Source organism: Hymenobacter sp. BT559 (assembly GCF_017571525.1).
Taxonomy (GTDB): domain Bacteria; phylum Bacteroidota; class Bacteroidia; order Cytophagales; family Hymenobacteraceae; genus Hymenobacter; species Hymenobacter ginsengisoli.
Genome location: NZ_JAGETY010000011.1, coordinates 21,586 through 47,704, shown reverse-complemented (window position 1 = coordinate 47,704; position 26,119 = coordinate 21,586). Strand labels below are relative to the sequence as shown.

The following is a 26,119-nucleotide window of genomic DNA, read 5'->3' as shown; positions in this document are numbered from 1 at the left end:
AGCAGAAGCGCAGGTTATTTCACTACCTCCGCTGCCAGCGCTGTCAGGTCCAGGCCGTCGAAGGTGCCGGAGGTCATCAGCAGCAAATTAGTATCGGCCCACTGCTGGGCATGCAGGAACTCGGCCAGAGCCTTACTATCGGTAAAGACCTTTAAATCGGGCCGCTTAAAGGCCTCGGCCACTGCCTCGGGGGCTAGCGGTGGCAGGCGCTTGTGCTCCAGCACGTGAGGGTTGAAGTACACCACGGCCACATCGGGCGCGTCGAAGCAGTGCGCGTACTGCGGCAAAAACGCCGGGTTGAGCGAGCTGAACGTGTGCAATTCGAGGCAGGCCACCAGCCGCCGCTTCGGAAACTGCTGCTTGAGGGCCGCCGCCGTGGCGCGTAGCTTGCTGGGCGCGTGGGCAAAGTCTTTGTATACCACCGACGTAGCGCCGGCCTGCACCAGCTCTAGGCGCCGCGCCGCGCCTTTGAAGGTAGCGACTGCCTTATAAAAATCTTTGCCCTTGATGCCCAGCTGCTTGCACACCTCCTTAGCCGCCGAGATGTTGCGCAGGTTGTGCTCGCCAAATACCTGAATGGGCACCTCCTCATCCTTTTTAGTTATGAGGAAGGTCTGGCCATCGCGGATAACGTGCTCGTGCGGGCCGTAGCCTACGTACGTCACATCGGGGCTAGTGGGCACAGCCACGAGCTGCGTTTGCTCGTCGTCGCGGTCGTAGATGAGCACGCCGGCCTTGGGGGTTTGGCGGGCAAAAATCTCGAACTGCTCGCGGTAGATTTCCTCGGTCGGAAACACGTTGATGTGGTCCCAGCTGATGCCCGAAATCACGCCAATGTGGTGCTGGTAGAGGTGAAACTTGGGCCGGCGGTCTACCGGCGACGATAGGTACTCGTCCCCTTCGATGATGATAATCGGCGCGTCATCCGTGAGCTGCACCATCAGGTCGAAGCCCGCGAGCTGCGCGCCCACGGCGTAGTCAAACTGCCGGTTGTGGAAGCGCAAAACGTGCAGAATGAGCGCCGTAATGCTCGTCTTGCCGTGCGAGCCGCCTATTACGATGCGCTGCTTGTCTTTACTGGCCTCGTAGATGTACTCCGGAAACGAGTAGATTTTGAGGCCTAGCTCCTGAGCGCGGGCCAGTTCGGGGTTGTCGGGCCGGGCGTGCATGCCCACAATCACGGCCGAGAGGTCGGTATGAATCTTCTCCGGAAACCAGCCTTCGGCCTCGGGCAGCAAGCCGGCCGCCGCCAGCCGGGTGCGGGCCGGCTCAAATATCTCGTCGTCGGAGCCCGTTACGTGTGCGCCGCGCCGGTGCAGCGCCAGCGCCAGGTTGTGCATAATGCTGCCGCCAACGGCGATGAGATGAATATTTTCCAAGTGTCTTATGATTAGTTGTTTAGTATCTGGTTGGAGTCGAGCTGGCTAGCGATGCCCAGGCCGCCCGCCACGGGCTAAGCCGCCTGTTGCCAGCCGGTTGCAGGGCGCGAAAGTACGGCCGGGCCTGCGCTCGGGCCGGGCCAGCCTTCCAAACAATAGCCCAGCTTTGGCTTTCTTTTCGGACACTTATTGGTTAGCTTTGTTAGTTCGGGCACTGGTTGCCCGGCCGCTTTCCGTCGAAAGCAATTACCTGCGCTGTTACCCGTCTTTTGCCCTGCCTACCCTTCAATGAACGACCGTATGGACGACCGCCTCAAGCAATCTGCGGCCCGCGCTGCTGCCGCCTTTCAGGGTGTGCGCGGTAGCCGCGCGCCCGTGCCCATGTCGCCCACCGGCAAGCTGCCGCCCCAGCGCCTCGAAATGGAAGCCGCCGTGCTAGGTGCCCTCATGCTCGAAAAAGACGCGCTCACTACGGTGGTTGATATCCTGAAAGCCCACAGCTTTTATAAGGATGGCCACCAGCGCATCTACAAGGCCATAAGTAACTTGTTTGATAAGTCGGAGCCTATCGACCAGCTTACCGTGGTGCAGGAGCTGCGCGAGATGGGCGAGCTCGAAGCCGCCGGTGGGGTGGGCTACGTGGCCGGCCTCACCATGCACATCAACTCGGCGGCCAACATCGAGGCGCACGCTAGGGTCATTCTGGAGGCCGCCATCAAGCGCGAGCTCATTCGCACGGCCACCGACATCCTGCGCGACGCCTACGAGGAAACCACCGACGTATTTGAGCTGCTCGACTCCACAGAGAAGAACATCTTCCAGGTGTCGGAAGACAACATGCGCAAGGGCGTCGACTCGATGCAGGACCTGATGGTGAAGGCCATCAAGGAGCTCGAAGAAAAGAAGCACCAGAAGGACGGCCTCACCGGTGTGCCCACCGGTTTCTCGGCCCTCGACCGCGTGACCAGCGGGTGGCAACCATCTGACTTGGTGATTGTTGCGGCTCGCCCCGGCATGGGCAAAACCGCATTCGTGGTATCGGCCATGCGCAACGCGGCGGTTGATTTCAAGAAGCCGGTGGCCATTTTCTCGCTCGAAATGTCGTCGCTTCAGCTCGTCAATCGTCTGATTTCGGCTGAGGCGGAGCTCGATTCGGAGAAAATCAAGAAGGGCAACCTCGCCGACTACGAGTGGGCGCAACTCAACCACAAGATTTCGTCGCTTTCCACGGCCCCGATTTACATCGACGACACGCCCGCGCTCAGCATTCGTGAGCTGCGGGCCAAGTGCCGGCGCCTCAAGTCGCAGCACGATATCCAGCTCATTATCATTGACTACCTACAGTTGATGAGCGGCAACGACGGCGGCAAGGGCGGCAACCGCGAACAGGAAATTGCCAGCATTTCGCGAGCCCTCAAGGGCATTGCCAAGGAGCTAAACGTGCCGGTAATTGCGCTGTCGCAGCTCTCGCGCTCGGTAGAAACGCGCGGCGGCGACAAGAAGCCCCAACTCAGTGACCTTCGCGAATCGGGCTCTATCGAGCAGGACGCCGACATGGTTATCTTCCTGTATCGACCTGAATATTATAAGATTACGGAAGATGAAATGGGCAACCCGACCCAGGGTATGGGCGAGGTTATCATTGCCAAGCACCGTAACGGCTCTTTGGAAACGGTGCAGCTCAAGTTCATCGGCCGCTTCACCAAGTTTGCCGACCTCGACGGCTTCGATGGGGGCGGCGATGCGGGCGGCTTCGGCGGCGCACCGGCCTTCTCGTCTAACTCGTTTCCTAGTAGCAGCTTCGACTCGGAGCCGGCCGGCGGGCCCGCGCCGGGCGGTGGCTTTGGAGCGCCCAATACCATCCGGCTAGGCTCGCGTATGAACGACGCACCCTCGCCGGTGCCCTTCCCCAAGAGCAACAGCTTTGGCGAAGAGCCGCCGTTTTAAGAAATTGACTTGTTTGTAAAGAGAACGTCATGCTGCGCTTGTCGAAGCATGACGTTCTTGCTTTAGTTGCTATTCACCAAAATGCCCCTTAGCGACCCGTCTTATACCCTTCCGCTCCTGTGCGCGGCCTCACTGCTAGCCGGCCTCATCGATGGCATGGTGGGCGGCGGGGGGCTCATTCAACTGCCGGCCCTGTTGTTGCTGCTACCCAAGGTGCCGGTACCTACAGTGCTCGGCACCGGCAAAGTAGCTAGCCTGGCGGGCACCTCAGCGTCGGCTTTTCGGTATCTGCGGGGGCTAGCGGGCGTGTCCATCAACTGGCGCACCGTGGCCGTGGCGGCGGTGGTGGCGGGCTGCTTCGCGCTGCTAGGGGCGCGGGCAGTGAGCGGCCTCAACAAAGACCTGGTGAAGCCGCTGGTGCTGGCCCTGCTGGTGCTGATGGCCGCCTATACCTTCTGGCGCAAGGATTTTGGCAGCCTGCACGCGCCGCGCCTGCACGGCCGCCGCGAGCTGTGGACGGGCATTGCGCTGGGCGCCGGCATCGGATTTTACGACGGGTTCTTCGGGCCGGGTACGGGCAGCTTGCTGCTGTTTGCGTTCGTGGGGTTGTTTGGCTACGACTTTCTGGCGGCCTCGGCCTCGGCCAAGGTGGTCAATATTGCCACCAATATCACTGGGCTAGCCTACTTTATCTCGACCGGGCAGGTGCTGTATTATTATGCCCTGCCGATGGCCGCCTGCAACGTGCTGGGCTCTTCGCTAGGGGCGCGGCTGGCGCTGCGGCGCGGCACGGGCTTCGTGCGGGTGCTGTTTTTGGTGGTCGTGAGCGCCTTTATTCTCAAGCTGGGCTGGGAAACCTGGCAGACGATGGGCGCAGCCAGGGGCTAGCGGTGTCGAACATCTGGCCGAGAGGGGCGGTTATGAAACCTCACCATTGGCTTCCGCATGTCCGTTTCCAAACCAACTATCCTCGTTACCGGCGCTACCGGCCAGATTGGCGGTGACACGTTGCGCCGCCTCCAGGCCGACGATGCTTGCACGCTGGTGGCCGCCGTGCGCTCGCCCGACAAGGCGCAGCCATTCGAAGCCCAGGGCATTCGCACTGTCATTCTGGATTTTGATAAAGAAGAAACCCTGGCTCCGGCCCTGCAAGGCATTAACCGCGCCCTGCTCGTGACGGGCTACACCGTGGATATGCTGCGCCAAAGCAAGGCGTTTCTGGACCAGGCCAAGGAGGCTGGCGTGCAGCACATTGTGCACCTTGGTGCCTGCGGGCGCGACGATACCACCGTGGCGCACTGGGCCTGGCACCAGCTCGTGGAGCGCTACATCGAGTGGTCGGGCTTTTCGTCTACGCATTTGCGGCCCGAAACCTTTATGCAAAACCTGCTGAGCTACGGTGGTACGCAGGTGGTGAAGCAGGGTGTTATTCAGCAATTTACTGGCGATGCCCGCCTAAGCTGGGTCGATGCCGAAGATGTGGCCCTGGCGGCCGCGCAGGCGCTGCTGCACCCCGAGCAGCACGCCGGCCGCACCTACCGGCTCGGCTACGATGCCAAATCGTATGGCGAAATCGCGGCTATCATGCAGCAGGAGCTGAGCCAGCCATTTCGCTATGAGGCGCTGCCACCCGAGATTTTTCTCGAAAATATGCGCGCGGCCGGGGCCGAAATGGCCTACATGAGCTGCGTGTACGACCACTACAAGCGCTACGCGGCCCACACCATTCCGGGTGCCGACGATACGTTTGATAACTTCCCCGGCATCACCGGGCAGCAGCCCGTGCGCTGGGCCGAGTTTGTGCAAAAGCACCGGACGGCGTTCGCGTATTAACCTGTTGTTCCGAAGAGAATACTAGCCAGCAGACCGTCATGCTGTGCTTGTCAAAGCATGACGGTCTGCTGGCTGATTACGGAGGATTTACAGCTTGACGCTCAACGTGGCCGAGTAGGTGCGCGGCGCAATGGGGTTGATGCTGTTGTCGTCGTGCACATTGTAGCTCAGCTCGTTGAGGATGTTGGCGAGCTTGGCGCGCAGCGTGAAGCGCTGGTAGCTGTAGGCCACGTTGGCATCGAAGAGCACGTAGTTGGGCAGGGCGATGAGCTTGAAGGCATCATTGTAGCCGGCGGCGCCGGTCACCGGGTCTACCAGGCGCGGGTTGCGGCCGGCCAGGCGGTCGCCCACGTAGTAGCCGGTAGCACCCACCGAGAGGCCGCGTAGGAAGCCCTCGTTAAAGGCCCCATTGAAGTTGTAGAACACGCTCAGGTTGGCGGTATGGGCGGGGTTGTAGCGCAGGCGGCTGCCGTCGGGGTAGAGGGTGCTCTTGGTATAGGCGGTGTTATTATAGCTGTAGCCGGCCAGCATCGACCAGCCCAGGTAGGGCTTGCTTTGCACATCTACTTCGAGGCCCTTGCTCGTCACTTCGCCGGCTAGCTCCTGGGCGCTGGGGAAGTTGGGGTTATAATAGGGTGCATTCTGCAACACGGTCTGAGACTGGTTGCTGTTCACAATGCGGTAGAGCGTGACGTTGGCCGACAGCGCGCCATTGAACAAGTCATTCTTCAAGCCTACCTCATACTGGTCAATGATAGAAGGCGCCAGGTTGTTGCCCGTCACATCTACGCCCGTGTTGGGGCTGAACGAGTTGGAGTAAGAAGCAAAAACGGCCGTATTCTTAATGGGCTGATAGACAAGGCCCAGGCGCGGCGAAAAGGCATTGTCGTAGCGGCGGTTTTCGGCTACCGTAGCCACGCCCGTGGTGGCCAAATAGGTGTACACGTCGCTAGGAGTTTCCTGGTAGCTCCAGCGCAGGCCGGCCAGCAGCTTCACATTAGGCAGCAGGCTCACGAGGTCTTGGGCATAAAAGCCCGCGCGGCGGGTGTTGCCGAGGGTGCGGGTGGCGTAGCCCAGCGCGTCGTAGCCGGTGGTGCGGCCAGCGGGCGGGCCTAGCTTGCGGCTAGGGTCCAGGATGTTAACTGAGTCGTAGGCCTGGGTGCGGTAGGCCAGAGTGTTGGTGTTGTACTGGTCGGCATCGGCGCCCACTAGCAACACGTGGGCTATGCTGCCGGTGTGGAACTGGCCCGTCAGGTCAACCTCGGCCAGGTAGTAGTTTTCGGCAATTTCGGTACGTTGCAGGTTGCGGCCCCAGTTGCCAAAGAGGCTGGGCTTGGCGTGGGCGGGCACGTAGCCGGGCCGGCCGGCGGTGCCCAAGGCAGCCATCGTGCCATTGTTAATGCTCGTGGGTCGCGCGGCGCTCCGCAGCTCATTATCGTAGCGCTGAAAGCCGCCGATGGCCCGCACCGACCACGTATCGCTAAGCCGGGTAGTGAGCGTAGCCGTGGCGCTGGTTTGCTGGGTGGCATTGAGGGCGTCGGAGGTGTTCAAAAACCGCGAGCGCGATTCCTGAATTACGTAGTCAATAGCCCCGATGCCAAAATCGGGCGTGCGGCGGTCGCGCAAAAAATCGCCTTCCAGCAGCAGCGTTGTATTGGCGCTAAGATTGAACAGCACCGACGGGTTCACGTAGATGCGGTTCGACTTTACCTGGTCGCGGTAGCTGTCGGCGCGCTCATACGAGCCGTTCAGTCGGAAGGCGGCCTTCTGGCTAGCCCCCAGCGCACCATACACGTCAAACGTAGGCTTCACCAACCCGAAGCTGCCCACGCGCAGCCCCACTGAGCCGCCCCGCTCGAAGCGCGGCTTTTTGGTCACAAGGTTGAGCACGCCGCCCGCCGCCACGTTACCGTAGAGGATGGCCGCGCTGCCCTTTAGCACCTCCAAGCGCTCTAACGAGCTGGTTTCGGGCAAGATGGCATTGTTGTAGCGCACGCCATTCTTAAACGTATTATTGTTGGTATAGGCAAAGCCCCGGCTGGCTATCTCTTCCTGCGTGCCGCCCGTGGCCCCCATGATGTACACACCTGGGGCGTTCACCAAGGCGTCGCTGATATGCAGCACCTGCTGCTGCTCCAGCACCTGGCGCTCTACCGTGAGGGTGGCCTGGGGCAGGTCGAGCGGCGCCACTGGCAGCTTGCCCACCGCCGTGGCCCGCTGGTTGAGGGTTTTATTGCCGGTCACGGTCACTTCGTCGAGCTGGCGGTTGCCGCGTGCCAGGGTTTGGGGGGCAGCGGTTACCGTCTGGCCGGGCAGCACTTCCACCGTTACTTCCTGTGCCGAGTACCCTAGCCCCGAGAGTTTGAGCACCTGCCAGCCGGCCGGCGCGGCTAGCCGGAAGCTGCCGTCGGCCTCGGGTGTGGTGCCGTGCGTAGTGCCGCGTACCAGTACCGAAATATGGTCGGGAGTCTGGCCATCGGCTAGCGTCACGCGGCCCACTATAGTGCCCAGGCGCTGGTGCGGCGCGTGGCGCGAGTGGCCCTCCGGCGCCGGGCTGGTGGCGGGGGTTTGGCCTAGGGAGGGTAAAGCAAAACTCGTAAGCAGAACAGCAGTGGAAAGGTGACGCATGGCTTATTTAGAATGATTCAACGCAGTGCAAAGGTGCAGCTTATTTTAGAATCTTTCCAAATAACACAGACATGGTTACTAGGCCTTCTGGGAAGCAAACGAAAAATTATTTTATATAGAGTGCTGGCGGAAAGAAGTTTAAGGAAAATAAAAAAGCCTCACGTAGAGGCTATTTTATTTAGAATGAAACTGAATAGTGTAAAAGTACTAGTTCATTAGTACGTCCGACTTCATGGCAGCGCTAGCTGGGCTGAGCGCAAACGCCTCGGCTATCAGCTCATAAGAACGCAGGCGGTCGGCGAAGTCGGCGGTGATGCTGGTCAGGATAAGCTCGTTTACCTCATAAGCAGCGGCTAGCTCAGAGAGCTGCTGGTGCACTTGGTCGGGTGTGCCGCTTACCACGCGGCCTTGGTGGTGGCGCAGGCGCGTCCGCTCGAGCGGACCAAACTGGTAGGCGGCTACTTCGGCAGCCGTGGGGTAGGGGCCGCGCACGCCCTGCTCGAAGCGCAGCAGTTGCATCAGCATGGCTTTGGCGAGGGCATTGGCCTTTTCTTCGGTGTCGGCGCACAGCACAAACAGCGCCACGCTCGCCTCAGGCGCAGCCAGCTCGGGCGAGGGCCGGAACTGCTGCCGGTAGGCACGCACCGCCGCCGGGCCGCCATTGGGGTTGATAAACTGCGCAAACGTGAAGCCCATGCCCAGCTGCGCCGCAAACTCGCCACTTTGCCCGCTGCTGCTCAGCAGCCACAGCTCGGGCTGGGTATCAATCTGCGGAATGGCCTGCACCCGCTCGTGGATGGTTTCGGGCGTGCGCTCGTCGCGCAGGTAGGCTTGTAAATCCACGAGCTGCTCCACGAAAGCTTCCTCCTCAAACTTATTGCTGGGGTTGAGGGCGTAGGCGGTGAGGCGGTCGGCCCCCGGCGCGCGGCCGATACCCAGGTCGATGCGGCCAGGGTGCAGCGCCTCCAGCATCTTGAAGTTTTCGGCCACTTTCAGGGCCGAGTAGTGGGGCAGCATCACGCCCCCCGACCCTAGCCGGATGCGGCTGGTGTGGGCGCCCAGGTGGGCCAGCAGCACCTCGGGGGTGGGGCCGGCTAGGGTGGTCGTATTGTGGTGTTCGCTTACCCAATAGCGGGTGTAGCCAAGGCGGTCGGCCAGCTGGGCGAGCTGCGTAGTTTCTTGCAAGGCTTGGCGGGAGGTAGCGCCGGGCCGCACCGGCGACTGGTCGAGCACACTCAAGCGCAGGGTGGAGGAGGTAGGCATAAGCTAGCGGAATAGGAAAACGAGAATCGACGGGTGAAAACATCGGCTTCTGCGGCCTTGTTTCTGGCTCCAAATCCCTTTCCCAGTTCCTCCTCTTTATGAGTACTCCCAACCCGCTGGTTCTGAACGTAGCTGATAGCACCCAGATGCACGCCTACGTAGCCCAGCCTCAACATACCGCTGGCGCCCCCGGCATTATTCTTTTTCAAGAAGCCTTCGGGGTGAATGGCCACATTCGCAACGTGGCCGACCGCCTGGCCGCCGCGGGCTACGTGGTGGTAGCGCCCGAGTTGTTTCACCGCACGGCTGAGCCGGGCCTTGAAATTCCGTACGACAACTTTGCCGCTGCCATGCCGCACTACGGCGCCATCACGCCCGAGGGGCTAGCCCACGATGCGCAAGCCGCCTACGATTGGCTGCAAGCCCAGCCCAATGTGCAAAATGACAAAATCGCGGCTATCGGCTTTTGCCTGGGCGGGCGCGTGGCCTTCGTGGCCAATGCCGTGCTGCCGCTGCAGGCGGCCGTATCGTACTACGGCGGCGGGCTGCACACCCTCACCGACCGCGCCAAGGACCTGCACGCGCCGCACCTGTTCTTCTGGGGCGGACTCGACCAGCACATCTCAAAAGACAATATCCACACGATAATCGACGCCGTTGATGCGGCTGGCAAGCCTTATATCAACACCGTTATTTCCTACGCCGACCACGGCTTCCACTGCGATGAGCGCCCGAGCTACAACAAAGACGCCGCCGCCGAAGCCTGGGCACTCACGCTAGCCTTCTTTAAAGAAAAGCTAGGGGCGTGAAGGCGAAACTAGGGGCATAGCACGAAGCGGAAGCTTCGTGCGCAAGCGCAGCGAGCAACTTGCGCTAGGGGCTGTCCGGTTCCACTTGCTCGCTGTGCTCACGCACGAAGTGGAAGCTTCGTGCTACTGACCTAACGTAACCTTTCACCGCCCAACTGCATACAGAGGGGTATGAAAACTTCCCGCCGACCTTCTTCCTCCTGGGCCTGGGCTGCTGGCCTGGGCCTGGCCGCTCTAGCTACTACCGTTTGGCGCAACCGGCGCGGCTCGTATGAACTCACGGGGCGCACCGTGCTCATCACGGGCGGCTCGCGGGGGCTAGGCCTGGTGCTGGCCCGCCGCGCCGTGCTTGAAGGAGCCCGCGTAGCTATTTGCGCCCGCGACCAACAGGAGCTGGACCGCGCCCGCCAGGACCTGCTCGGCTATGGCGGCACCGAAAATACTGTTCTGGCCCTGGCCCGCGACCTCACCGATGCCACTGAGGTGCGCTCGCTGGTAGCCGAGGTCGAGAGCAAGCTTGGGGGCATTGACGTGCTGGTCAATAATGCCGGCATCATCATCGGCGGGCCGCTCGAAAACATGGATGCCCGCGATTTTGAGGACGCCATGAACACACACTTCTGGGCGCCTTTTCACGCCATGCAGGCGGTGCTGCCCGGCATGCGCCTGCGCGGGGAGGGCCGTATCATCAATATCTCGTCGCTAGGGGGCAAGGTGGCCATTCCGCACCTCACAGCCTACAGCGCCAGCAAATTTGCCCTCGTCGGGTTGTCAGAAGGCTTTCGGGCCGAGCTGAATCAGCACGGTATTTATGTGACTACGGTGTGCCCCGGCCTGCTGCGCACTGGCAGCGCCCAGAATGCTGACGTGAAGGGCGACCACAAAAAAGAATACGCCTGGTTTAGCATCGCCGATGCGCTGCCGGGCTTCACAATGAGCGCCGAAGACGCCGCCCGCCGCATCTGGAACGCCGCCCGCCGCGGCGACGGGGAGCTCATTTTATCGCTCCCCGCCAAGCTGCTGGCCACCTTCCACGGCATTGCGCCCGGCACTACCGTCGACATGCTGGCCTGGGTAAACCGCGCCCTGCCGGCCACCGGTGAAAGCGCCGCCGCCAATGAGCGCCGCAAGGGGTACGAAAGCGAAACGCCCCTCACGCGCTCTTTCCTCACCAAGCTTAACCGCGACGAAGCCGCGCGCAACAACGAAAATTAGAGAGCCGAATGCGCTAGCGGCGAGTTAACCTAAGAGCGCAGCAAAAAGCTAGGCATTACTCCAGATATTATGCAGGGCGAAAGCAAGCATGGTGTTCTTTTAGGCTATTTCCTAAGCAGCCGCTTAAAAAAGGGCTAGCCGGTCGTTCCTGCTAGCCCTTTTTTACTTTTGCGACGTGGCAATGGCGCGCATCAGGCCGATTTTGTATGTGCCGTCGGAGTAGGGGCTACTATGCCGTTCGGGATGGTCAGTGATACGTCCTGCTGGACGCGCACGCCGTTGGCATGGGTATTTGCAAGATGTTAGATACAGTATTCATAAGCTCAGAAAGGGTAGCGGATTTAGGCAGAGGCAGCAGGTCCGGTGGGCCGGGTAAGAAGAGTGGTGGAAACAGTCGGGCTTTAGCCCGACGTGGTAGCTAATTGGTTGGTAATTAAGAGAAGTTAGTGAGGAAATACGGGCTCAGGTGCTGAGTGGCTTCTTGTAGCAAGTGAAAAGCCCGCCCCACTAGCTGGTGGGACAGGCTTTTCTGAAAATAGCGTAAAATCCTGGGCCTAGCGCTAGGGTGCCAGCAAGGCTGCCAGCTGCCGCAGCGTTATCTCGGCCGACTTTGCATTGTAGCGGTAGTTGACGAGGCGGTAGCCGGCATCTTCGTAGCTCTGCTGAGCCAGCTTCACATCCACCAGGGTCGAGAGGCCGGCATCGAGGCGCATCTGCACGAGTTTCAAGAGGTTGCGGGCGGTGGTGTAGCTCGCCTCGGCCGTATCGACCAGGGCTAGGGTCTGCTCGTAGGCTTCCCAGGCCTTGCGGGCGTTGAGCTGGTAGTTTTGCTGCAAGGCAGTGCGCTGCAGCTCAGCCGTTTTGGTGTTCACGCGGGCCACATCTACGCGGCGCCGGTTTACACCGCCCGAGTAGAGGGGTAGTGACAGCCCCAGCCCGGCGTAGGGCCCGTAGCTCTGGTTGAAGAGCGTGGTACCCACGGCGTTCTGGTTGCGCGCAAAGTTGGTGCCCGCGTTGATGCCCAGCGAGGGGTAGCGGTTGGCGCGGGCCACGCGCTCCAGTAGTTCGTTCACGCGCACCTGGCGGTCGGCGGCCAGCAGGGCCGGGTTGTGCACCAGCGAGGCCTGAATGTCGGCCCAGCGCAGGTCGTGGCTCACCGGAATGCTGTCTTCCAGCGCTATCGGCGTAGCTAAGTCCATCGTAAGGGCGCGCAGCAGGTCGGCTTTGGCCTGCTCGGCGGCCAGCGCCTGCTGGCCCTGGGTTTCGAGCTGGGCATTGAGGTCGAGCTGGGCCTGAAATTTATCGGCGTTGTTGGCTAGCCCCACCGCCTGCCGCGCCTCGATGAGGCGCAGCTTCTGGCGCGACACCTCCACCGAGGCCTGCAGCGTGCGGATGTAGCGCTGCTGCTGCACTACGGCGTAGTATTTTAGGCTCACATCGGCCAGCACATTCTGCACCGTTGAGTTGAGCTGCAGTTCGCTGATTTGCTGCAACTCATCGAGCCGCTTGCGGTTGGCCACTACGTAGCCACCGTTATAGAGCAGGTAGGACCCCGCCAGGCCGAAGTTGTACTGCGTGGAGCGGGCACCGGTACGGATGGTCGTCTGGCCGGTGTTAAACTCCTGGTTCGTGTTGTTAATCACCACGTTGTTGCTGCCCGCCAGGGCCAGCGTGGGCAGGCCGCCTGCAAAGCCCAGCGTGTTTTGCAGGCGCTGCACCTCTACCGTATTCTGGGCAATTTGCAGGTCGAGGCTGTTCTTGAGCGCCGTTTGCAGGGCCTCGTGCAGCGTGAGCACCGGTGCGGCCGGGCTAGCTGCCATGGCGGGCGCCGGCACGGCCGGGGCGGGCGTTTGGGCGAGGCTAGCGGTACCTAGGCTGAGCAGCGCAAGGCCAATAAACAGTGATTTCATGGAAAACAAACATCTCTCATGCTGAGCCTGCCGAAGCCTCTCTACCGAATGACACCCTAGCGGCGCGGTAGAGAAGCTTCTACAGGCTTAGCATGACGTTCTTTCAAATGGAGTACTAAGCAGCTACTTCGGCCGGCTCGTGTGCCGGAATGGCTTCAGTTTCGCCCTCGGCCTGCGGCTTGCGCTCTTTGGCCACAAAAGTGTAAATAGCCGGAATGACCAACAGCGTGAGCACCAGCGAGAACAGAATGCCACCCACGATGACCGTGCCCAGCGGCTTGCGGCTGGTGCTGGCCGCGCCCAGGCTAAGGGCAATGGGCAGCGCACCCAGCGCCGTGGCCAGCGAGGTCATCAAAATCGGGCGCAGGCGCTGCTGGGCGGCCAGCTGCACGGCCTCGCGCAGGGGTAGGCCGGCGTCGCGCTGGTGGTTGGCAAACTCCACGATGAGGATGCCGTTTTTGGTGACAAGTCCGATGAGCATAATCATCCCGATTTGCGAGAAGATGTTGAGCGTCTGGCCCATCGCCCACAGGCTGAGCAGCGCGCCGGCCAGGGCTAGCGGCACCGTGAGCAGGATGGTGAGCGGGTCGCGGAAGCTCTCAAACTGCGCCGCCAGCAGCAGGTAAATCAGCACCAGGGCCAGCACGAAGGCAAACGCCGTGTTGCCCGAGCTCTCGGCAAAGTCGCGCGACGAGCCGGTGAGCGCCGTTGAGAAGCTGGCATCCAGCTCCTTATCGGCTATTGCCTGCATAGCCTTCACCCCGTCGCCTACCGTTTTGCCCTCGGCCAGCTGCGCCGATAAGGTGGCCGCTTTCAGGCGGTTGAAGTGAAAGAGCGTGCTGGGGTTGGAGTTTTCGACTTGGTGCACCACGGCCGTAAGCGGAATGCTCTCGCCACGGCTGTTCGTCACGTAGAGGCGGCTGATGTCGTTAGGCGCGCTACGCGAGTTGCGGTCTACCTGCCCGATTACCTGGTACTGCCGGCCGTTGAGCAGGAAATAGGCCATGCGCCGGCCGCCGAAGGCGCCCTGCACGGCGGCTACCACGTCTTGCGTAGTCAGGCCCAGGTCGCGGATTTTCAGGCGGTCAAACGTGAGCTGCACCTCTGGCTTGTTGAATTTGAGGTTGGCATCGACGTTCTGGAAGGTCGGGTCTTGCCGGGCAGCGGCCAGGAACTTGGGCAGTGCCTCCTTTATCTTTTCGAGGTCCGTATTCTGCAGCACAAACTGCACCGGCACGCTGCTCTTGGCGCCCGAGCCCACAGCGATGGTTTGCTCCTGCACCACGAAAATACGGGCGTCGTTGAAGCGCTTGGTCTTCTTGGTCAGGTACTTGGCAATATCGTCCTGCGAGCGCTTGCGCTGGTCGGGCGGCACCAGGCCCACGCGCACCTGCGCCGTGTTGGCGCTGCCGCCGGCAGGGGTGCGGGCAAACACAAAGTCGTTTTCGGGCACCGAGTCGGCCGTGAAGGCGGCTACCTGGCCGCTGATTTTCTCCATCGCGTCGAAGCTCGTGCCCTCGGGGCCGGTCAGCACCATGCGCACGCTGCTGCGGTCCTCAATAGGCGCCAGCTCGGTGGGCAGCCCCTTGCCAATGAAGTAGATAATGCCTGCGCAGAAGGCTACCACTACCCACGCTAGCCCCCGCACCCGCAAAAAGCCACCCACGATGCGCCCGTAGCCAGTTTCCATGCCCTGAAAAAACGGCTCGGTTTTGTCGTAAAGTCGGCCGTGCCCGCTGCCTTCCTTATTCTTGTTTTCGCGGTGCAACACTACGTTGAGCACCGGGGTAATCGTGAGCGACACGAAGGCCGAAATCAGCACCGCGCCGGCCACCACCACGCCAAACTCGCGGAACAAGCGCCCGGTGAAGCCTTCCAGGAAAATTACCGGCAGGAACACTACCGCCAGGGTCAGCGAAGTAGAGATAACCGCAAAGAAGATTTCCTTGCTGCCTTCCAGCGCCGCCCGGCGGATATCCATGCCTTCTTCGAGCTTGCGGAAAATGTTCTCCGTCACCACAATACCGTCATCTACTACCAGGCCAGTGGCCAGCACGATGCCGAGCAGGGTCAGGATATTGATAGTAAAGCCCGCCAGGTACATCACGAAAAACGTGGCAACCAGCGAAATCGGAATGTCGATGAGCGGACGCAGGGCCGTGAGCCAGTTGCGGAAAAAGAAGAAGATAACCAGTACCACCAGCCCGAACGAAATCGCCAGTGTTTCAAGTACTTCATCGATGGAGTTGCGAACAATCTTGGTGTTGTCGGTGAGCACCCGCAGCTGAATGTCAGCCTTGTTTTCCTTCTGCACCTCAGCCAGGCGCTTATAAAATTCGTCGGCGATTTCGACGTAGTTGGAGCCCGGCTGCGGCACAATGGCCAGGCCCACGGCGTAGGCGCCGTTCACCTTCCAGCTCTGCTCGTAGCTTTCGGGGCCTAGCACCACGCGGGCCACGTCGCCGAGGCGCACAATGCCGTTCTTGCCTTCGCGCAAGATGAGGTTGCGAAACTGCGCCTCGGTGGTGAAGCGCGCCATGGTGCGGATGGTCAGCTCCGTTTTGCCGCCGTAGATTTTGCCGGCGGGCACCTCCACGTTTTCGGCGTTCAGGGCCTGCTGCACGTTGGTGAATGACACCTGGAAGGCGTCCATCTTGGCCGGGTCGAGCCACAGGCGCATGGCGTAGCGCTGCTGCCCGAAGATATTGATAGCCGACACGCCGTTGATGGTCTGGAAGCGCTGCTGCAGGTTGTTCTCGGCAAAGTCGCTGAGGTCCATCAGGCTCTTGGTGCGGCTCTGCACGGCCAGGATGAGGATGTTGTCGGAGTTGGCGTCCGACTTCGATACCACCGGTGGCGCGTCAATATCCTGCGGCAGCGAGCGCACGCCCTGGCCCACCTTGTCGCGCACATCGGAAGCGGCGGCCTCCAAATCCACGTCGAGGTTAAACTCGACCGTGATATTACTGGACCCTAGCGACGAGCTCGACGTGATGGACTTGATACCCGGAATACCGTTAATCTGCTTTTCGAGCGGCTCGGTTATCTGGTTCTCAATCACGTCGGCGTTGGCGCCCGTGTAGGAGGTGCTCACGCTGATAATCGGCGGGTCGATGGCCGGGTAGTCGCGCAGCGCCAGAAACGAGAAGCCCACCCCACCGAAGAGTATCAGCAGCAGGTTGAACACCGTGGCGAGCACGGGCCGCTTCAGGGATAGCTCAGAGATATTCATGCTTATAACTGATTGATAATAAATAATTTATGTGCTTGCGAGCGCAGCGCGGCAATCGCCTCAGCACGACACCCGAACTAGAACGTTCTGGTGCGATTGCCGCGCTGCGCTCGCAAGGACAGGTGGTTTTTAAGAGGCTTTTCTAGCCTTCCGCACCTTCACCGGCTTGCCGGGCTGGGTGAAAAGCACGCCGTTCGTCACCACCGAGTCGCCAGCCGAGAGGCCGCTTATCACGGCAATCTGGTCTTCCTGGCGGTCGCCGGTTTTCACGTCCTGCATCACGGCTTTGCCATTTTTAACGAGTACTACCTGGTCCGACTTATCGCCGGGCATAATGGCGTTGGTGGGCAGCACCACGCTGCGGCGGGCCGTGCCGGTGGGCACCAGCACCCTGGCAAAGGTGCCGGGGCTCACCTGAGCGCCGGCGGGCAGCAGGGCGCGCACCGTGAGGTTGCGGGTGGTCTGGTTTACCTGGCTTTCCTGGGCCTGCACGGTGGCAGGGTAGGTGCGCGGCGGGTTGCCGGCAAAGCGCACTGTCACGGTAGTACCCGGGTGCACTAGCCCCACGTTGGCCTCGGGCAGGGTAAAATCGACCTTGAGCTTGGTATCAGCCTGGAGGGTGGCAATGATGGTAGTGGGCGTGACATAGGCCCCCGGGCTCACCTGGCGCAAGCCCAGCACCCCGGCAAAAGGAGCCCGGATAACCGTTTTAGCAATCATGGCCTGGGTGTAGGCGGCGTCGGCGTCGGCACTGCGCACCTGGCTCACGGCCAAGTCGTAGTCGGCCTGGTTTACGCCCTGCACCTTCAGCAGTTTCTCCAGCCGGTCTTGCGAGAGGCGGGCTACTTGCAGCTGGGCCCGGATTTTTTGCAGGTTGGCTTGCAGGTCGGCGTCGTTGATGCGGGCAATGACGGTGCCTTTGGCCACGCGGCGGCCCTCGTTTACCTGCAGGTAGGTGAGGCGGCCGCTCACCTCGGGGTGCAGCTCCACAAAGTCGTTGGCTACCACCGCGCCGTTGGCTTCTACTGAATCGGTCACGGACGAAGGGCTAGCCACCAGCACATCTACCAGGGCGGGGCCGTTATTTTTTTTGGCGTCTTTGCCGCCTTTCTCTTCAGTTTTGGAATGGCAGCCGCCTAGCAGGGCTAGTGCCCCGGCCAGCAGCAGCGGAGCCGTGCCCGCGAGGGGCTTAGAAGGCAGGGCCGCAGGAAAAAAACGCATACAGGAAATTAATTGGGAATCAGCTACTAGCCCACCAAAGGGGCCGGCAGCTGGCCGAAGGTCAGGAAACAGCCGGCGCAAAGTTCGGGTTCAAGTGCGCGGGCGCAAGGACGCGCCGGCCCGGCCGGGGTTGCGCCGCCGGCCCGTATTTTCACCGCCATGAAGAAGCCCGCCAGCCCGCCTCCCGGCCAAACCACGCCCGCGCCCGAGCGTAACTACTTTGCCGACGTGCACGAGGTGGTGCGCCTGGTGCCGCCCGGCCGCGTCACGAGCTACGGCGCCGTGGCGCACTACCTGGGTGCCACGCGGGGCGCGCGGGCCGTGGGCTACGCCCTCATGGCCTCCAACCTCGACGCCATTACGCACCAGAAGGAGGCGCCCGTGCCCGCACACCGCGTCGTCAATCGGCTGGGGCAGCTCAGCGGGCGGCACCACTTCCCGACGCCCACGGCCATGCAGGAGCGCCTCGAAGCTGAAGGCGTGCGCGTAGAGGACGACACGGTAGTTGACTTCAAAAAGCTGTACTGGGACCCTAGCGTGGAGCTGGGGTAGGCGCTAGTCCTCCATCAGCCGAATGAGGCGGGCGGCCATGACCAAAATAAAAACGCAGATACCCAGCACCATAATGCGAATACCATGCACCCGGTCAGTGGGCGAGTAGGCATATACGCGTTGGCCGGTAGGCAGCTGCTTGCGGCTGGTATAGAGCTGGTAGCCAACCACAATGCCGATGATGCCCCCTAGCATAGCCGACAAGTAGCCGCTCCGTACGAGGGACTTGTGGTCTTGGTCGGGCTGGGCTAGCTCGGCCACGCGGCGCTGGCGCAGCAGCTGCAAGGTGTCGGGCGAAACATCGCGCCCGCGCTTGCGAAGCAGCTGGCCGGCGAGCGCCACATCCAGCGCACTCCATTCGTCGGGTTTCACCACAATGTCCATCAGTTCCTCGTCGGTGAAGCGAAACAGGTAGTGGTCAGGGTCGATTTGGCTGAGAGCGTGCTGATTCAGCTTATTGAGCAGCTGGGTGCCGCGTTCGAAATCGACGAGGGCTAGCTGCACCGTGAAATTGCTGGTTAGCTGATTGTTGGCAAAAGAGGGGTCGAATGCTACCTGCCCGGTGTCGAACGTGGTGTGGTACGGAATGCCGGCCTCCGCCAGAGCTTGTAGCAAGGGCTCTGCGGCCCCGGCCGAGGCAAAAGTTTGGAAATTGCGAAGGCCAGCATCCGCCCAAGTGCCGGTGCTGCTAGACGCTGGGTTGGCAAATAGGGGCGCCACCTCATCATAGTACTCGCCATCGGTGCCCTGCACCCGAGCGCCGAGTGCGTGGGCAATGGTCAGCATCTTGCCCAGAATTTCTTCATCGGGATTTTTCACCGTCACCCGGTCACCCTCGTGCGCAAACCAGGCGTAGTTGCCCGCGCGACCATTTTTCGAATACGGCAGCCACACGCTGAGGCCCTGGCTCTCTACCCCTGGGGTGGTGCCAGTATCCCCAACCGGAGCTTCGGCGTGGTTGTCGAGGCGCATTTCGGGGTCAGCGGCCACGTAGGCCAGCCATTCAGCCAGCGAGATAGTGGCGGCTTCCTCCTCATCGGCCCAGTGTTGCTTGCGCGTAATGTGTACGTCGTATCCCATAAACAGCGATTAAACCAAACTTGCCGCAAGAAACCATTCGACAGTCCGACCTCAGTTAGCGCTAGAAGACTATTTTTTCTCCGACCGCTCGCACCAGGTAGCTGGCCTACGCTGCCTGCCCTAGGTGGCAGTCCTTGTACTTCTTGCCCGAGCCACATGGGCAGGGCGAGTTGCGGCCCAACACTTTCTTTTTGGCGCGCAGCTGGCGCAGCCACTGGCGCGGGTCGAGGTGGCTGCCGTGGGCGGTGAGGGTTTGCTCGGGGTGCTGGTGCAGGGCCTGGGCTAGCAGGTCGAACAGCTCGGGGTGGTGCTCTTGTAGCTTCTCGGGGCGCTCGAAAAAGTACTCATTCACCACCGCAAAAAACTCGGCCTCGTTGGTGCCCGCATAGGCGTCGATGTCAGAGTGGCCGGCCCGAATGGCGGCTAGCTCGCGCTGCATCACCTCGGCCCACGGGCGGCGCAGGGCGGGCGGCAGGCCCGCGCCGGGGATGCCGTCTATCTGGCCATCAGCCTCATCGACAAGGTGCGCAAACTCGTGCACGCCCACGTTATGCTTGTCTTCCGCATCGGCGAAGCCCTGCACCAGCGCGGCCCGCGAGAGGCGCATGTACTGCGAGTTCTGAAAGCTTTGCACCGACCCTAGCAGGGTACCCTCCAGCTGCTTTACCTCCTGGTCGGGGCGGGTTTCGAGCTGCCAGGCGTCGGGCACTATCAGCACTTCGTGCAGGGTCGGGTATTCCCAGCCCGGAAAGCCAAACACCGGAATGACTGCAGCCGCGGCCGTGAGCACCCGCGTCAGGTCGTCTACCTCGGTCTGCACGCCCGTGAGGCGCGTGCGGGCCAGAAAAAGCTGCATGGCTTGCTCGAAGCGTGCTTTTTCGCTAGCCCCCAGGCCGTCGTAAAAAGCCACGTTCTCCGTAAGCATAGTCCGCCAGGCCTCGGGAAAAGGCGCGGCCAGGGCGGCCCGGCGCTGGCGGGCATCGGCTGTGAGGTAGCGGTAAAAAAGCAGCAGCACGGCCAGCAGCGCGGCGCCGGCCAGCAGGTAGGAGAGGGACATGGCCGCCTTAACGGCTGCCTGGTGCCGGGGGTTGGCGGGGCAGTTTGCCTTTTCGTGCGCAAATTTGTGGCGTATCACTTCCCGCTGTCTTCCCCCTGCCTGCCCCCATGAACGCTGCCGACCTGAACAAAGCCTTGCTGGCCCTGATTGAGAAAAAGGCCGAGCTCCACACGCTCACCTACGACGACGCCCGCTACGACGACGTGGAAGAGGCGCTGCACGACCTCGAAGACGACTTCAACGACGACTACGGCGCCGACCTCGAAGCGGCCCTCGAAAAAGTGCACCTCGACCTCAAGTCTGATACCGACGTGCTGCTGCCCACTGCCTACCTGCCTGCTGCCGACAAGCCGCAGAAGGAAGATGGCGTCTGGATTGACTCGGAGAAATACCCCGGCCGCGTGCGCCTTGTGCTGCGCGCCAACCCACCACGCTTCGTGCTCACCACCAGCAAAGGCCAGGAGCACGAGCTCTGGAAAGCGTAGCTTATTAGCTAGTTACACAAAGAAAAAATTAAGGCCTTCCTGCTGAGCTTGTCGAAGCAGGAAGGCCTTAATTTTTAGGAAACTCTTCTTACACGAAGTCGCTTAGCTCCAGCCAGCGCTCACCTTTGGCGTCAAGTTCTTTATCAACCACTTGCAGGCGCGCGGGCCAGTCTATCAGCTCTTGGCGCGAACCCTGGCCGGTGGCCAGGTTGGCTACTAGGGTCTCTTTTTCCTTTTCGAGCGCGGCAATGTCCTTTTCCAATTGCTCGAACTCCTTTTTCTCGGCGAAGCTGGCGCGGCGCTTGGCGGGTGCGGCGGCCGGCGGGGGGCTAGCTGGGGCAGCGGGGGCAGCTTTGGCAGCAGCGCGGGCGGCCTTGGCAGCTTTTTCCTCGGCTTCGAGCTCAGCGAGCTCCTCGCGCTCGGCCAAGTAGTCGCGGTAGTCGGTGTAGTTGCCGGGGAAGTTGAGCACGGCCCCGCCCGGTTCCAGCACAAACAGGTGCTCGGCCAGGTTGTCGAGGAAGTACCGGTCGTGGCTCACGATGAGCAGGCAGCCGGTGAAGTGCAGCAGGAAGTCTTCCAGAATGTTGAGCGTGCCCAGGTCGAGGTCGTTGGTGGGCTCGTCAAGAATGAGGAAGTTGGGGTTCTTCACCAGCACGCGCAGCAGCTGCAGGCGGCGCTTTTCGCCGCCGCTCAGCTTGCTCACCAGCGTGTACTGCTGCGCCGGCGGAAACAGAAACAGCGTCAGGAACTGGCTGGCCGTGAGCACGTCGCCGTTGGCGAGCTCCACTACTTCGGCCACTTCTTTCACGATGTCGATGACGCGCTGGCTAGGGTCAAATTCCAGCTCGGTTTGGGTGTAGTAGCCAAACACGGTAGTCTGGCCCACGTCCACGGTGCCGCTGTCGGGCTGGAGCTTACCAGTCAGCATGTTAAGCAGCGTGCTTTTGCCCGCGCCGTTGGGGCCGACCAGACCGATACGGTCCTTTTGCTTGAACACGTAGCTGAAATCATCCAGCACCACCTTGTCGCCAAACTTCTTGTTGAGGTGCTCGGCTTCAATGATTTTGCCGCCCTGGCGGGTGGTTTTGACGCTCAGCTCCAGCTGCTGCTTGGTGAGGTTGGTGCTGGCCTTTTCCTTGGTCACGTAAAAGGCGTCGATGCGGGCCTTCTGCTTGGTGCCGCGGGCCTGGGGCATACGGCGCATCCACTCCAGCTCTTTTTTGAACAGCTGGCGGGCCTTCTCTACTTCAATGCTTTCGCGCATTTCGCGGTCGGCCTTTTTCTCCACGAAGTAGGCATAGTTACCCTGGTAGCGATACATCTGGCCCTTGTCGAGTTCTACGATTTCGTTGGCCACTTTGTCCAGAAAGTACCGGTCGTGGGTCACCATCAGCAGCGTGAGGCTGGGCGAGTTGAGGCGGTTTTCGAGCCACTCAATGGTGGCCAGGTCGAGGTGGTTGGTGGGCTCGTCGAGCAGCAGCACGTCGGGCTCCTCGATAAGCACGCGGGCTAGGGCCACGCGCTTGCGCTGCCCACCCGAGAGCTTGCTCACGTTGCGCGTCAGCAGGTCGCCCAAGATGCCAAGCTTACCCAAGATTTGCTGCACCTGGCTCTCATAGTCCCAGGCGTTGAGGGCGTCCATGCGCTCCATCACCTTTTGCAGCTCGTCGGGGTCGTGGTTGGGGTCGTTTACCACGTGCTCGTAGGCCTTCACGGCGCGCAGCGTGTCGTTTTGGCTGGCGAAGATGGTTTCCTCCACCGTCAGGCTCTCATCAAACACGGGCTGCTGGCCCAGGTACGTAACCCGGATGCCCTGGCGGCGCGTCACGAGGCCCGTATCAGGGGCTTCGAGGCCGGCCAGCACCTTCATGAGCGTGGTTTTGCCGGTGCCATTGATGCCCACAAAGGCAATGCGCTGCCCCTGTTGCAGGCCAAAGTTCAAGTCTTTAAATAGCCAGCGGTCGGCGTAATTCTTCGAGATATTCTCGGCGGAAAGCAAGTTCATAAGTACCCGTAAAGGTACGGCGGGGGCGGGGCGCAGTGCGTACAAAAAAGAACGTCATGCTACACCACGTGAAGCATGACGTTCCTTGAGTACCAAACTCCGACTACTGCAGCGCCGCCAGGCTCTTCTTAATCCGTGCGAAGGCTTCGGTCAGTTTCTCATCGGCCGCAGCGGTGCTGAAGCGGATGCAGTCGGGCGCGCCAAACGAGTCGCCGCTCACGGCGGCTACGTGCGCATCGCGCAGCAGGTACAGCGCCAGGTCCGACGAGTCGTTGATAACCGCGCCGTCGGGCGCAGTGCGGCCGAAAAAATCCGACACATCGGGGAAAATATAGAACGCGCCGTCGGGCGTGGGGGTCTTCAGGCCCGGAATGTCTTTTACCAGCCCTAGCACGAGGTCGCGGCGGCGGTGGTAAGCCTGCACCATCTCATCAGCCGACGACCGGCCGCCTTGCAGCGCGGCTAGCCCCGCCCGCTGGGCAATAGAGCAGGTGCCGGAGGTAATCTGGCTTTGCAGCTTGTCGCAGGCCGCCGCCACGGCCGGGTGCGCGGCCAGGTAACCCAGGCGCCAGCCCGTCATGGCGTAGCCTTTCGAGAAGCCATTGATGGTGATAACCTGGTCTTTCACGGCGTCGAACTGCGCCAGGCTCACGTGCTCGCCAGTGAAATTGATGTACTCATAAATCTCGTCGGCAATGGCGAAAATGCCGGGGTGGCGGGCCAGCACCTCGGCAATGGCCCCTAGCTCGGCGCGGCTGAACACGGCACCCGTGGGGTTGCAGGGCGACGAGTACATCACGGCCTTGGTGCGCGGCGTGATGGCGGCCTCAAACTCGGCGGCGGTCACCTTGTAGTCGTTTTCGAGCGAGCCCATAATGGGCACGGCTACGCCCTCGGCCAGCTCTACCTGCGCGGCGTAGCTAACCCAGTAGGGCGAAAAAATGATGACCTCGTCGCCGGGGTTCACCAGGGTCATGATGATGTTACTGAGCGCCTGCTTGGCGCCGGTGCTCACCACAATCTGGTTAGGAGCGTAAGTTAAGCGGTTGTCGCGCAGTAGCTTGTCGCAGATGGCCTGGCGCAGGTCGAGGTAGCCGGGTACCGGCGTGTAGAAGGTAAAGCCGTCGTCAATCGCCTTTTTGGCGGCATCCTTGATATACTGCGGGGTCTGAAAATCGGGCTCGCCGAAGCTCAGGTTAATCACGTCTACGCCCTGGGCCGCCAGCTCGCGGCTTTTCTTGGCCATTGCAATGGTGGCCGACTCCTGAATCTGGAGAATGCGGTCGGAGAAATACGCGGTGGGGTCGGCCGGCGCGGCAGCCGGGGTAGCGGTACTAGGCGACATAAGCTTAATTGATAAAAAAAGGTGCGAGTCGCAAAAGTATTGGCCCGCGCGGGGTTACGGGTAAAACAGGAGGGTATTTTGTGAAATAAAAGTTGGGCCGGCAGCATTTGCACCCTCTGCGGCTAGGGCTCGCCCGTGTTGCCGGCGCAAACAGCCCCGTAGCTTTGCGGCCCCTTTACCCGCTTATCCCGCCGGCTCCTGGCCGGGCTTATTCCACCCGTATGAATGCTGCCGAGCTGCCCGCTACCAAAATACTTACTTTCTTATCGGAGCCCGCCGCGGCCGGCTCGGGGGCAGCACCCATCCCATTTACGCAGGCTGAAATTCTTGGCTTCTCGGAGGTGAAAGCGTGGCTAGCCAAGGGCTACGAGCTGGAAAGCTTCGAGAATAAGCTCTCGCCCAAAGACCCCTCGCAGGTAATCGTGCTGGTAATGCTGGCGCGGCTGGCCTAGCACCAGCGGCACACCCGTTTGGCTCATTGCCGTGTGCGTAGCAGCAGGGCAAACCCGTAGAGCGTAACCACCAGCACCCCTAGCGCTGAGAGGATGGCCACGGCGTCGCGCACGTTTTTGCCGGCCCAGTCCATCAGGAAAAACTTGTGCAGCACTGCGAACGACAGGCCCTCGCGCCGGTCGCCGTCGGTGACGAGCGCGGCCAGGCGGCCGCTGGCGGGCTCCACGTACAGGGCCGTGTGGTCGGGCGTGGCAAAGGCCAGCTTCATCACCGGCAGGCGCTTGTTCACGAAGCCGTACTCGCCGGCAAACTTAGTTATCAGCTCGGGGCTGAGCAGGTTGGCTTGTGCGGGCGCGGGGCCGGCAGCGGGCGTGCCGATAGTGGCGGGCGCTTCAGCCGCTAGGCTAGGGGCGGTGCAGCAGTCGGGGAGGGCGCCGTCTTCGGCAGCACCAGTGGCGGTAGCCGGCGCGGCTTGGCCATTGAGCTTCAGCATGAACTCCTGGCCGAGCTCGCGGGCGTACAGCGACTCGCCAGCGAGTAGCAGCTGGCCGTCGCGGGTGCTACGGTATTGTACTTGTGGTGGACCGCCGGCTGTACCCTGGCTAGCCAGCCGGTAGTAGGGCTGGCCCGCCACCCGCACCAGCGATACACGCTGCACTGGGGCTGGGCCGGCTAGGGCCTCAGTCAGCGGCCAGGTCAATTCGCTGGCGGCGAAGCCTGACACGCGGGCTACGGAGTCGCGCCGGTCGGGCGTGAGCTTTTGCCAGAGGTGATATGACGCGCTCAGGGCAAACGTGAAGGTGACGAACGCCACCCACAGCCCTAGCGAACGGTGGCGCCGGCGCAGCCAGCCCACCTGGTCCTGGGGCGAGCGGGGCTGCCGCAATTTCTTCCGCACAAAGCCATAGATAACCAGTCCGCTTAGGGCTGACAGCCAGATAATGGTGGTAAAGGCCAGCATGATACCCAGGTGCCACGGCCTCGGCAGCGCATCGAGGAAATCCCAGTTGTGCATCATGCCAAACACCCACAGAAAGCGGGCGCGGGCAGTGTTATTGAAGGTGCCCATGCGGCTCTGCTCGGTTTCGACGAACACGGCCATGCCATCGGGCCTAGCCAGGGTAATTTTCCAGACCGGCAGCAGGCGGTTGATAAACTTGTAGTCGCCGGTATAGTGGGTCAGGCGCTCGGCGCTCGCCACGGCCGAGGTCGAGTCGGCCGTGAGGTAGCGCGCCACGTCTTCGGCGTAGGCGCGGTCGCCATTGGGCAGCTCCTGGCCGGTGGCAGCGGCAAAGTAGCGCAGCCGGCCCCGGAAGTCAGTAACCTGGTAATAAGGCTGGTGGCGATACTGCACCATGCGCAGGTTCTGGATGGCTACTAAGTGCTGCTGCGCCAGCACCTGTGGCACCGACACGGCCAGCGCGGCAGCTTGCAGCGGTGGCGCGGGCACGGTTTCGTGGGCGATGGGCGGCCGCAGCCAGTTCGACATCAGGGGGTGCGAGATGCCGCTGAGCGTCCAGAGCACCACCGGCAGCAGGGTGATAAGGCCCAGCACCCGGTGCCAGCGGTACATGTTGCGGCCCACAAAGCGCCGCAGCGGCGAAGTGGCTGTGGCCGGCCGGGCCGGCGGGGTCGACGTTGTTTGCATAAGAATGTAGCGCGGACTTTTAGTCCGCACCTGGACAATTCGTTAAGAAGTTTACAG

Annotated in this window: 19 protein-coding genes; 8 read left to right on the top strand and 11 right to left on the bottom strand. The window is 61.6% G+C overall.

All coding sequences use genetic code 11. The features are described from left to right. Positions 1 to 14: 14 nt before the first annotated feature. Positions 15 to 1,379 carry a UDP-N-acetylmuramate--L-alanine ligase gene (locus J4D99_RS15335; RefSeq protein ID WP_208132615.1) on the bottom strand — a complete coding sequence of 455 codons (1,365 nt, stop codon included), beginning with the start codon at positions 1,377 to 1,379 and terminating at the stop codon, positions 15 to 17. A 381-nt stretch (positions 1,380 to 1,760) separates the two neighbouring features. Here J4D99_RS15335 and dnaB point away from each other — a divergent pair, with 381 nt between their 5' ends. The 3 genes from dnaB to J4D99_RS15320 all read left to right on the top strand — a co-directional run bounded on the left by dnaB (position 1,761) and on the right by J4D99_RS15320 (position 5,159). Continuing rightward, positions 1,761 to 3,326 (top strand): replicative DNA helicase, encoded by a 1,566-nt coding sequence (gene dnaB, locus J4D99_RS15330; RefSeq protein WP_236018691.1) that lies wholly within the window; start codon positions 1,761 to 1,763, stop codon positions 3,324 to 3,326. A gap of 81 nt (positions 3,327 to 3,407) precedes the next feature. Then, positions 3,408 to 4,214, top strand: coding sequence for a sulfite exporter TauE/SafE family protein (locus tag J4D99_RS15325; RefSeq protein ID WP_208132613.1), 807 nt, complete (start codon positions 3,408 to 3,410; stop codon positions 4,212 to 4,214). A 57-nt stretch (positions 4,215 to 4,271) separates the two neighbouring features. Continuing rightward, positions 4,272 to 5,159, top strand: coding sequence for an SDR family oxidoreductase (locus J4D99_RS15320; protein WP_208132612.1), 888 nt, complete (start codon positions 4,272 to 4,274; stop codon positions 5,157 to 5,159). Between the two features lie 87 nt (positions 5,160 to 5,246). Here J4D99_RS15320 and J4D99_RS15315 read toward each other — a convergent pair whose 3' ends face one another. Next, entirely contained in the window at positions 5,247 to 7,787 is a 2,541-nt protein-coding gene (locus tag J4D99_RS15315; protein WP_208132611.1) for a TonB-dependent receptor, read from the bottom strand. Positions 7,788 to 7,994: 207 nt separating this feature from the next. Further along, complete coding sequence (locus J4D99_RS15310; protein WP_208132610.1) at positions 7,995 to 9,050, bottom strand: LLM class flavin-dependent oxidoreductase; 1,056 nt, start codon at positions 9,048 to 9,050, stop codon at positions 7,995 to 7,997. A 98-nt stretch (positions 9,051 to 9,148) separates the two neighbouring features. Between J4D99_RS15310 and J4D99_RS15305 the strand changes: the two genes are divergently transcribed. Together J4D99_RS15305 and J4D99_RS15300 are read left to right on the top strand one after the other, a co-directional pair. Then, positions 9,149 to 9,859 carry a dienelactone hydrolase family protein gene (locus tag J4D99_RS15305; RefSeq protein ID WP_208132609.1) on the top strand — a complete coding sequence of 237 codons (711 nt, stop codon included), beginning with the start codon at positions 9,149 to 9,151 and terminating at the stop codon, positions 9,857 to 9,859. A gap of 171 nt (positions 9,860 to 10,030) precedes the next feature. Then, positions 10,031 to 11,074, top strand: a complete 1,044-nt coding sequence (locus J4D99_RS15300) for an SDR family NAD(P)-dependent oxidoreductase (protein ID WP_208132608.1) — start codon at positions 10,031 to 10,033, stop codon at positions 11,072 to 11,074. A gap of 560 nt (positions 11,075 to 11,634) precedes the next feature. Here J4D99_RS15300 and J4D99_RS15295 read toward each other — a convergent pair. The 3 genes from J4D99_RS15295 to J4D99_RS15285 form a co-directional block, all read right to left on the bottom strand. Beyond that, positions 11,635 to 12,984: a TolC family protein gene (locus J4D99_RS15295; RefSeq protein WP_208132607.1), complete on the bottom strand. Its 1,350-nt coding sequence runs from the start codon at positions 12,982 to 12,984 to the stop codon at positions 11,635 to 11,637. Positions 12,985 to 13,099: 115 nt separating this feature from the next. Next, positions 13,100 to 16,216: an efflux RND transporter permease subunit gene (locus J4D99_RS15290; protein WP_208132606.1), complete on the bottom strand. Its 3,117-nt coding sequence runs from the start codon at positions 16,214 to 16,216 to the stop codon at positions 13,100 to 13,102. A gap of 129 nt (positions 16,217 to 16,345) precedes the next feature. After that, positions 16,346 to 17,437 (bottom strand): efflux RND transporter periplasmic adaptor subunit, encoded by a 1,092-nt coding sequence (locus tag J4D99_RS15285; protein WP_208132605.1) that lies wholly within the window; start codon positions 17,435 to 17,437, stop codon positions 16,346 to 16,348. Positions 17,438 to 17,596: 159 nt separating this feature from the next. Here J4D99_RS15285 and J4D99_RS15280 point away from each other — a divergent pair, with 159 nt between their 5' ends. After that, positions 17,597 to 17,989 (top strand): MGMT family protein, encoded by a 393-nt coding sequence (locus J4D99_RS15280; RefSeq protein ID WP_208132604.1) that lies wholly within the window; start codon positions 17,597 to 17,599, stop codon positions 17,987 to 17,989. Between the two features lie 3 nt (positions 17,990 to 17,992). On the opposite strand, the gene J4D99_RS15275 is transcribed toward J4D99_RS15280, so the two are convergent. Both J4D99_RS15275 and J4D99_RS15270 read right to left on the bottom strand, forming a co-directional pair. Beyond that, entirely contained in the window at positions 17,993 to 19,069 is a 1,077-nt protein-coding gene (locus J4D99_RS15275; RefSeq protein ID WP_208132603.1) for a hypothetical protein, read from the bottom strand. Between the two features lie 106 nt (positions 19,070 to 19,175). After that, positions 19,176 to 20,126: a zinc-dependent peptidase gene (locus tag J4D99_RS15270; protein ID WP_208132602.1), complete on the bottom strand. Its 951-nt coding sequence runs from the start codon at positions 20,124 to 20,126 to the stop codon at positions 19,176 to 19,178. A 107-nt stretch (positions 20,127 to 20,233) separates the two neighbouring features. On the opposite strand from J4D99_RS15270, the gene J4D99_RS15265 reads away from it, so the two are divergent. Further along, positions 20,234 to 20,611 carry a hypothetical protein gene (locus tag J4D99_RS15265; protein ID WP_208132601.1) on the top strand — a complete coding sequence of 126 codons (378 nt, stop codon included), beginning with the start codon at positions 20,234 to 20,236 and terminating at the stop codon, positions 20,609 to 20,611. A gap of 88 nt (positions 20,612 to 20,699) precedes the next feature. On the opposite strand, the gene J4D99_RS15260 is transcribed toward J4D99_RS15265, so the two are convergent. Continuing rightward, the gene (locus J4D99_RS15260) at positions 20,700 to 22,616 is read right to left on the bottom strand and encodes an ABC-F family ATP-binding cassette domain-containing protein (RefSeq protein ID WP_208132600.1); all 1,917 of its coding nucleotides are present in this window, start codon (positions 22,614 to 22,616) and stop codon (positions 20,700 to 20,702) included. A gap of 103 nt (positions 22,617 to 22,719) precedes the next feature. Next, positions 22,720 to 23,961, bottom strand: a complete 1,242-nt coding sequence (locus J4D99_RS15255; RefSeq protein ID WP_208132599.1) for a pyridoxal phosphate-dependent aminotransferase — start codon at positions 23,959 to 23,961, stop codon at positions 22,720 to 22,722. A gap of 221 nt (positions 23,962 to 24,182) precedes the next feature. Between J4D99_RS15255 and J4D99_RS15250 the strand changes: the two genes are divergently transcribed. Further along, positions 24,183 to 24,413, top strand: coding sequence for a hypothetical protein (locus tag J4D99_RS15250; protein WP_208132598.1), 231 nt, complete (start codon positions 24,183 to 24,185; stop codon positions 24,411 to 24,413). Between the two features lie 23 nt (positions 24,414 to 24,436). Here J4D99_RS15250 and J4D99_RS15245 read toward each other — a convergent pair whose 3' ends face one another. Further along, positions 24,437 to 26,062, bottom strand: a complete 1,626-nt coding sequence (locus J4D99_RS15245; RefSeq protein ID WP_208132597.1) for a PepSY-associated TM helix domain-containing protein — start codon at positions 26,060 to 26,062, stop codon at positions 24,437 to 24,439. Positions 26,063 to 26,119 lie beyond the last annotated feature (57 nt).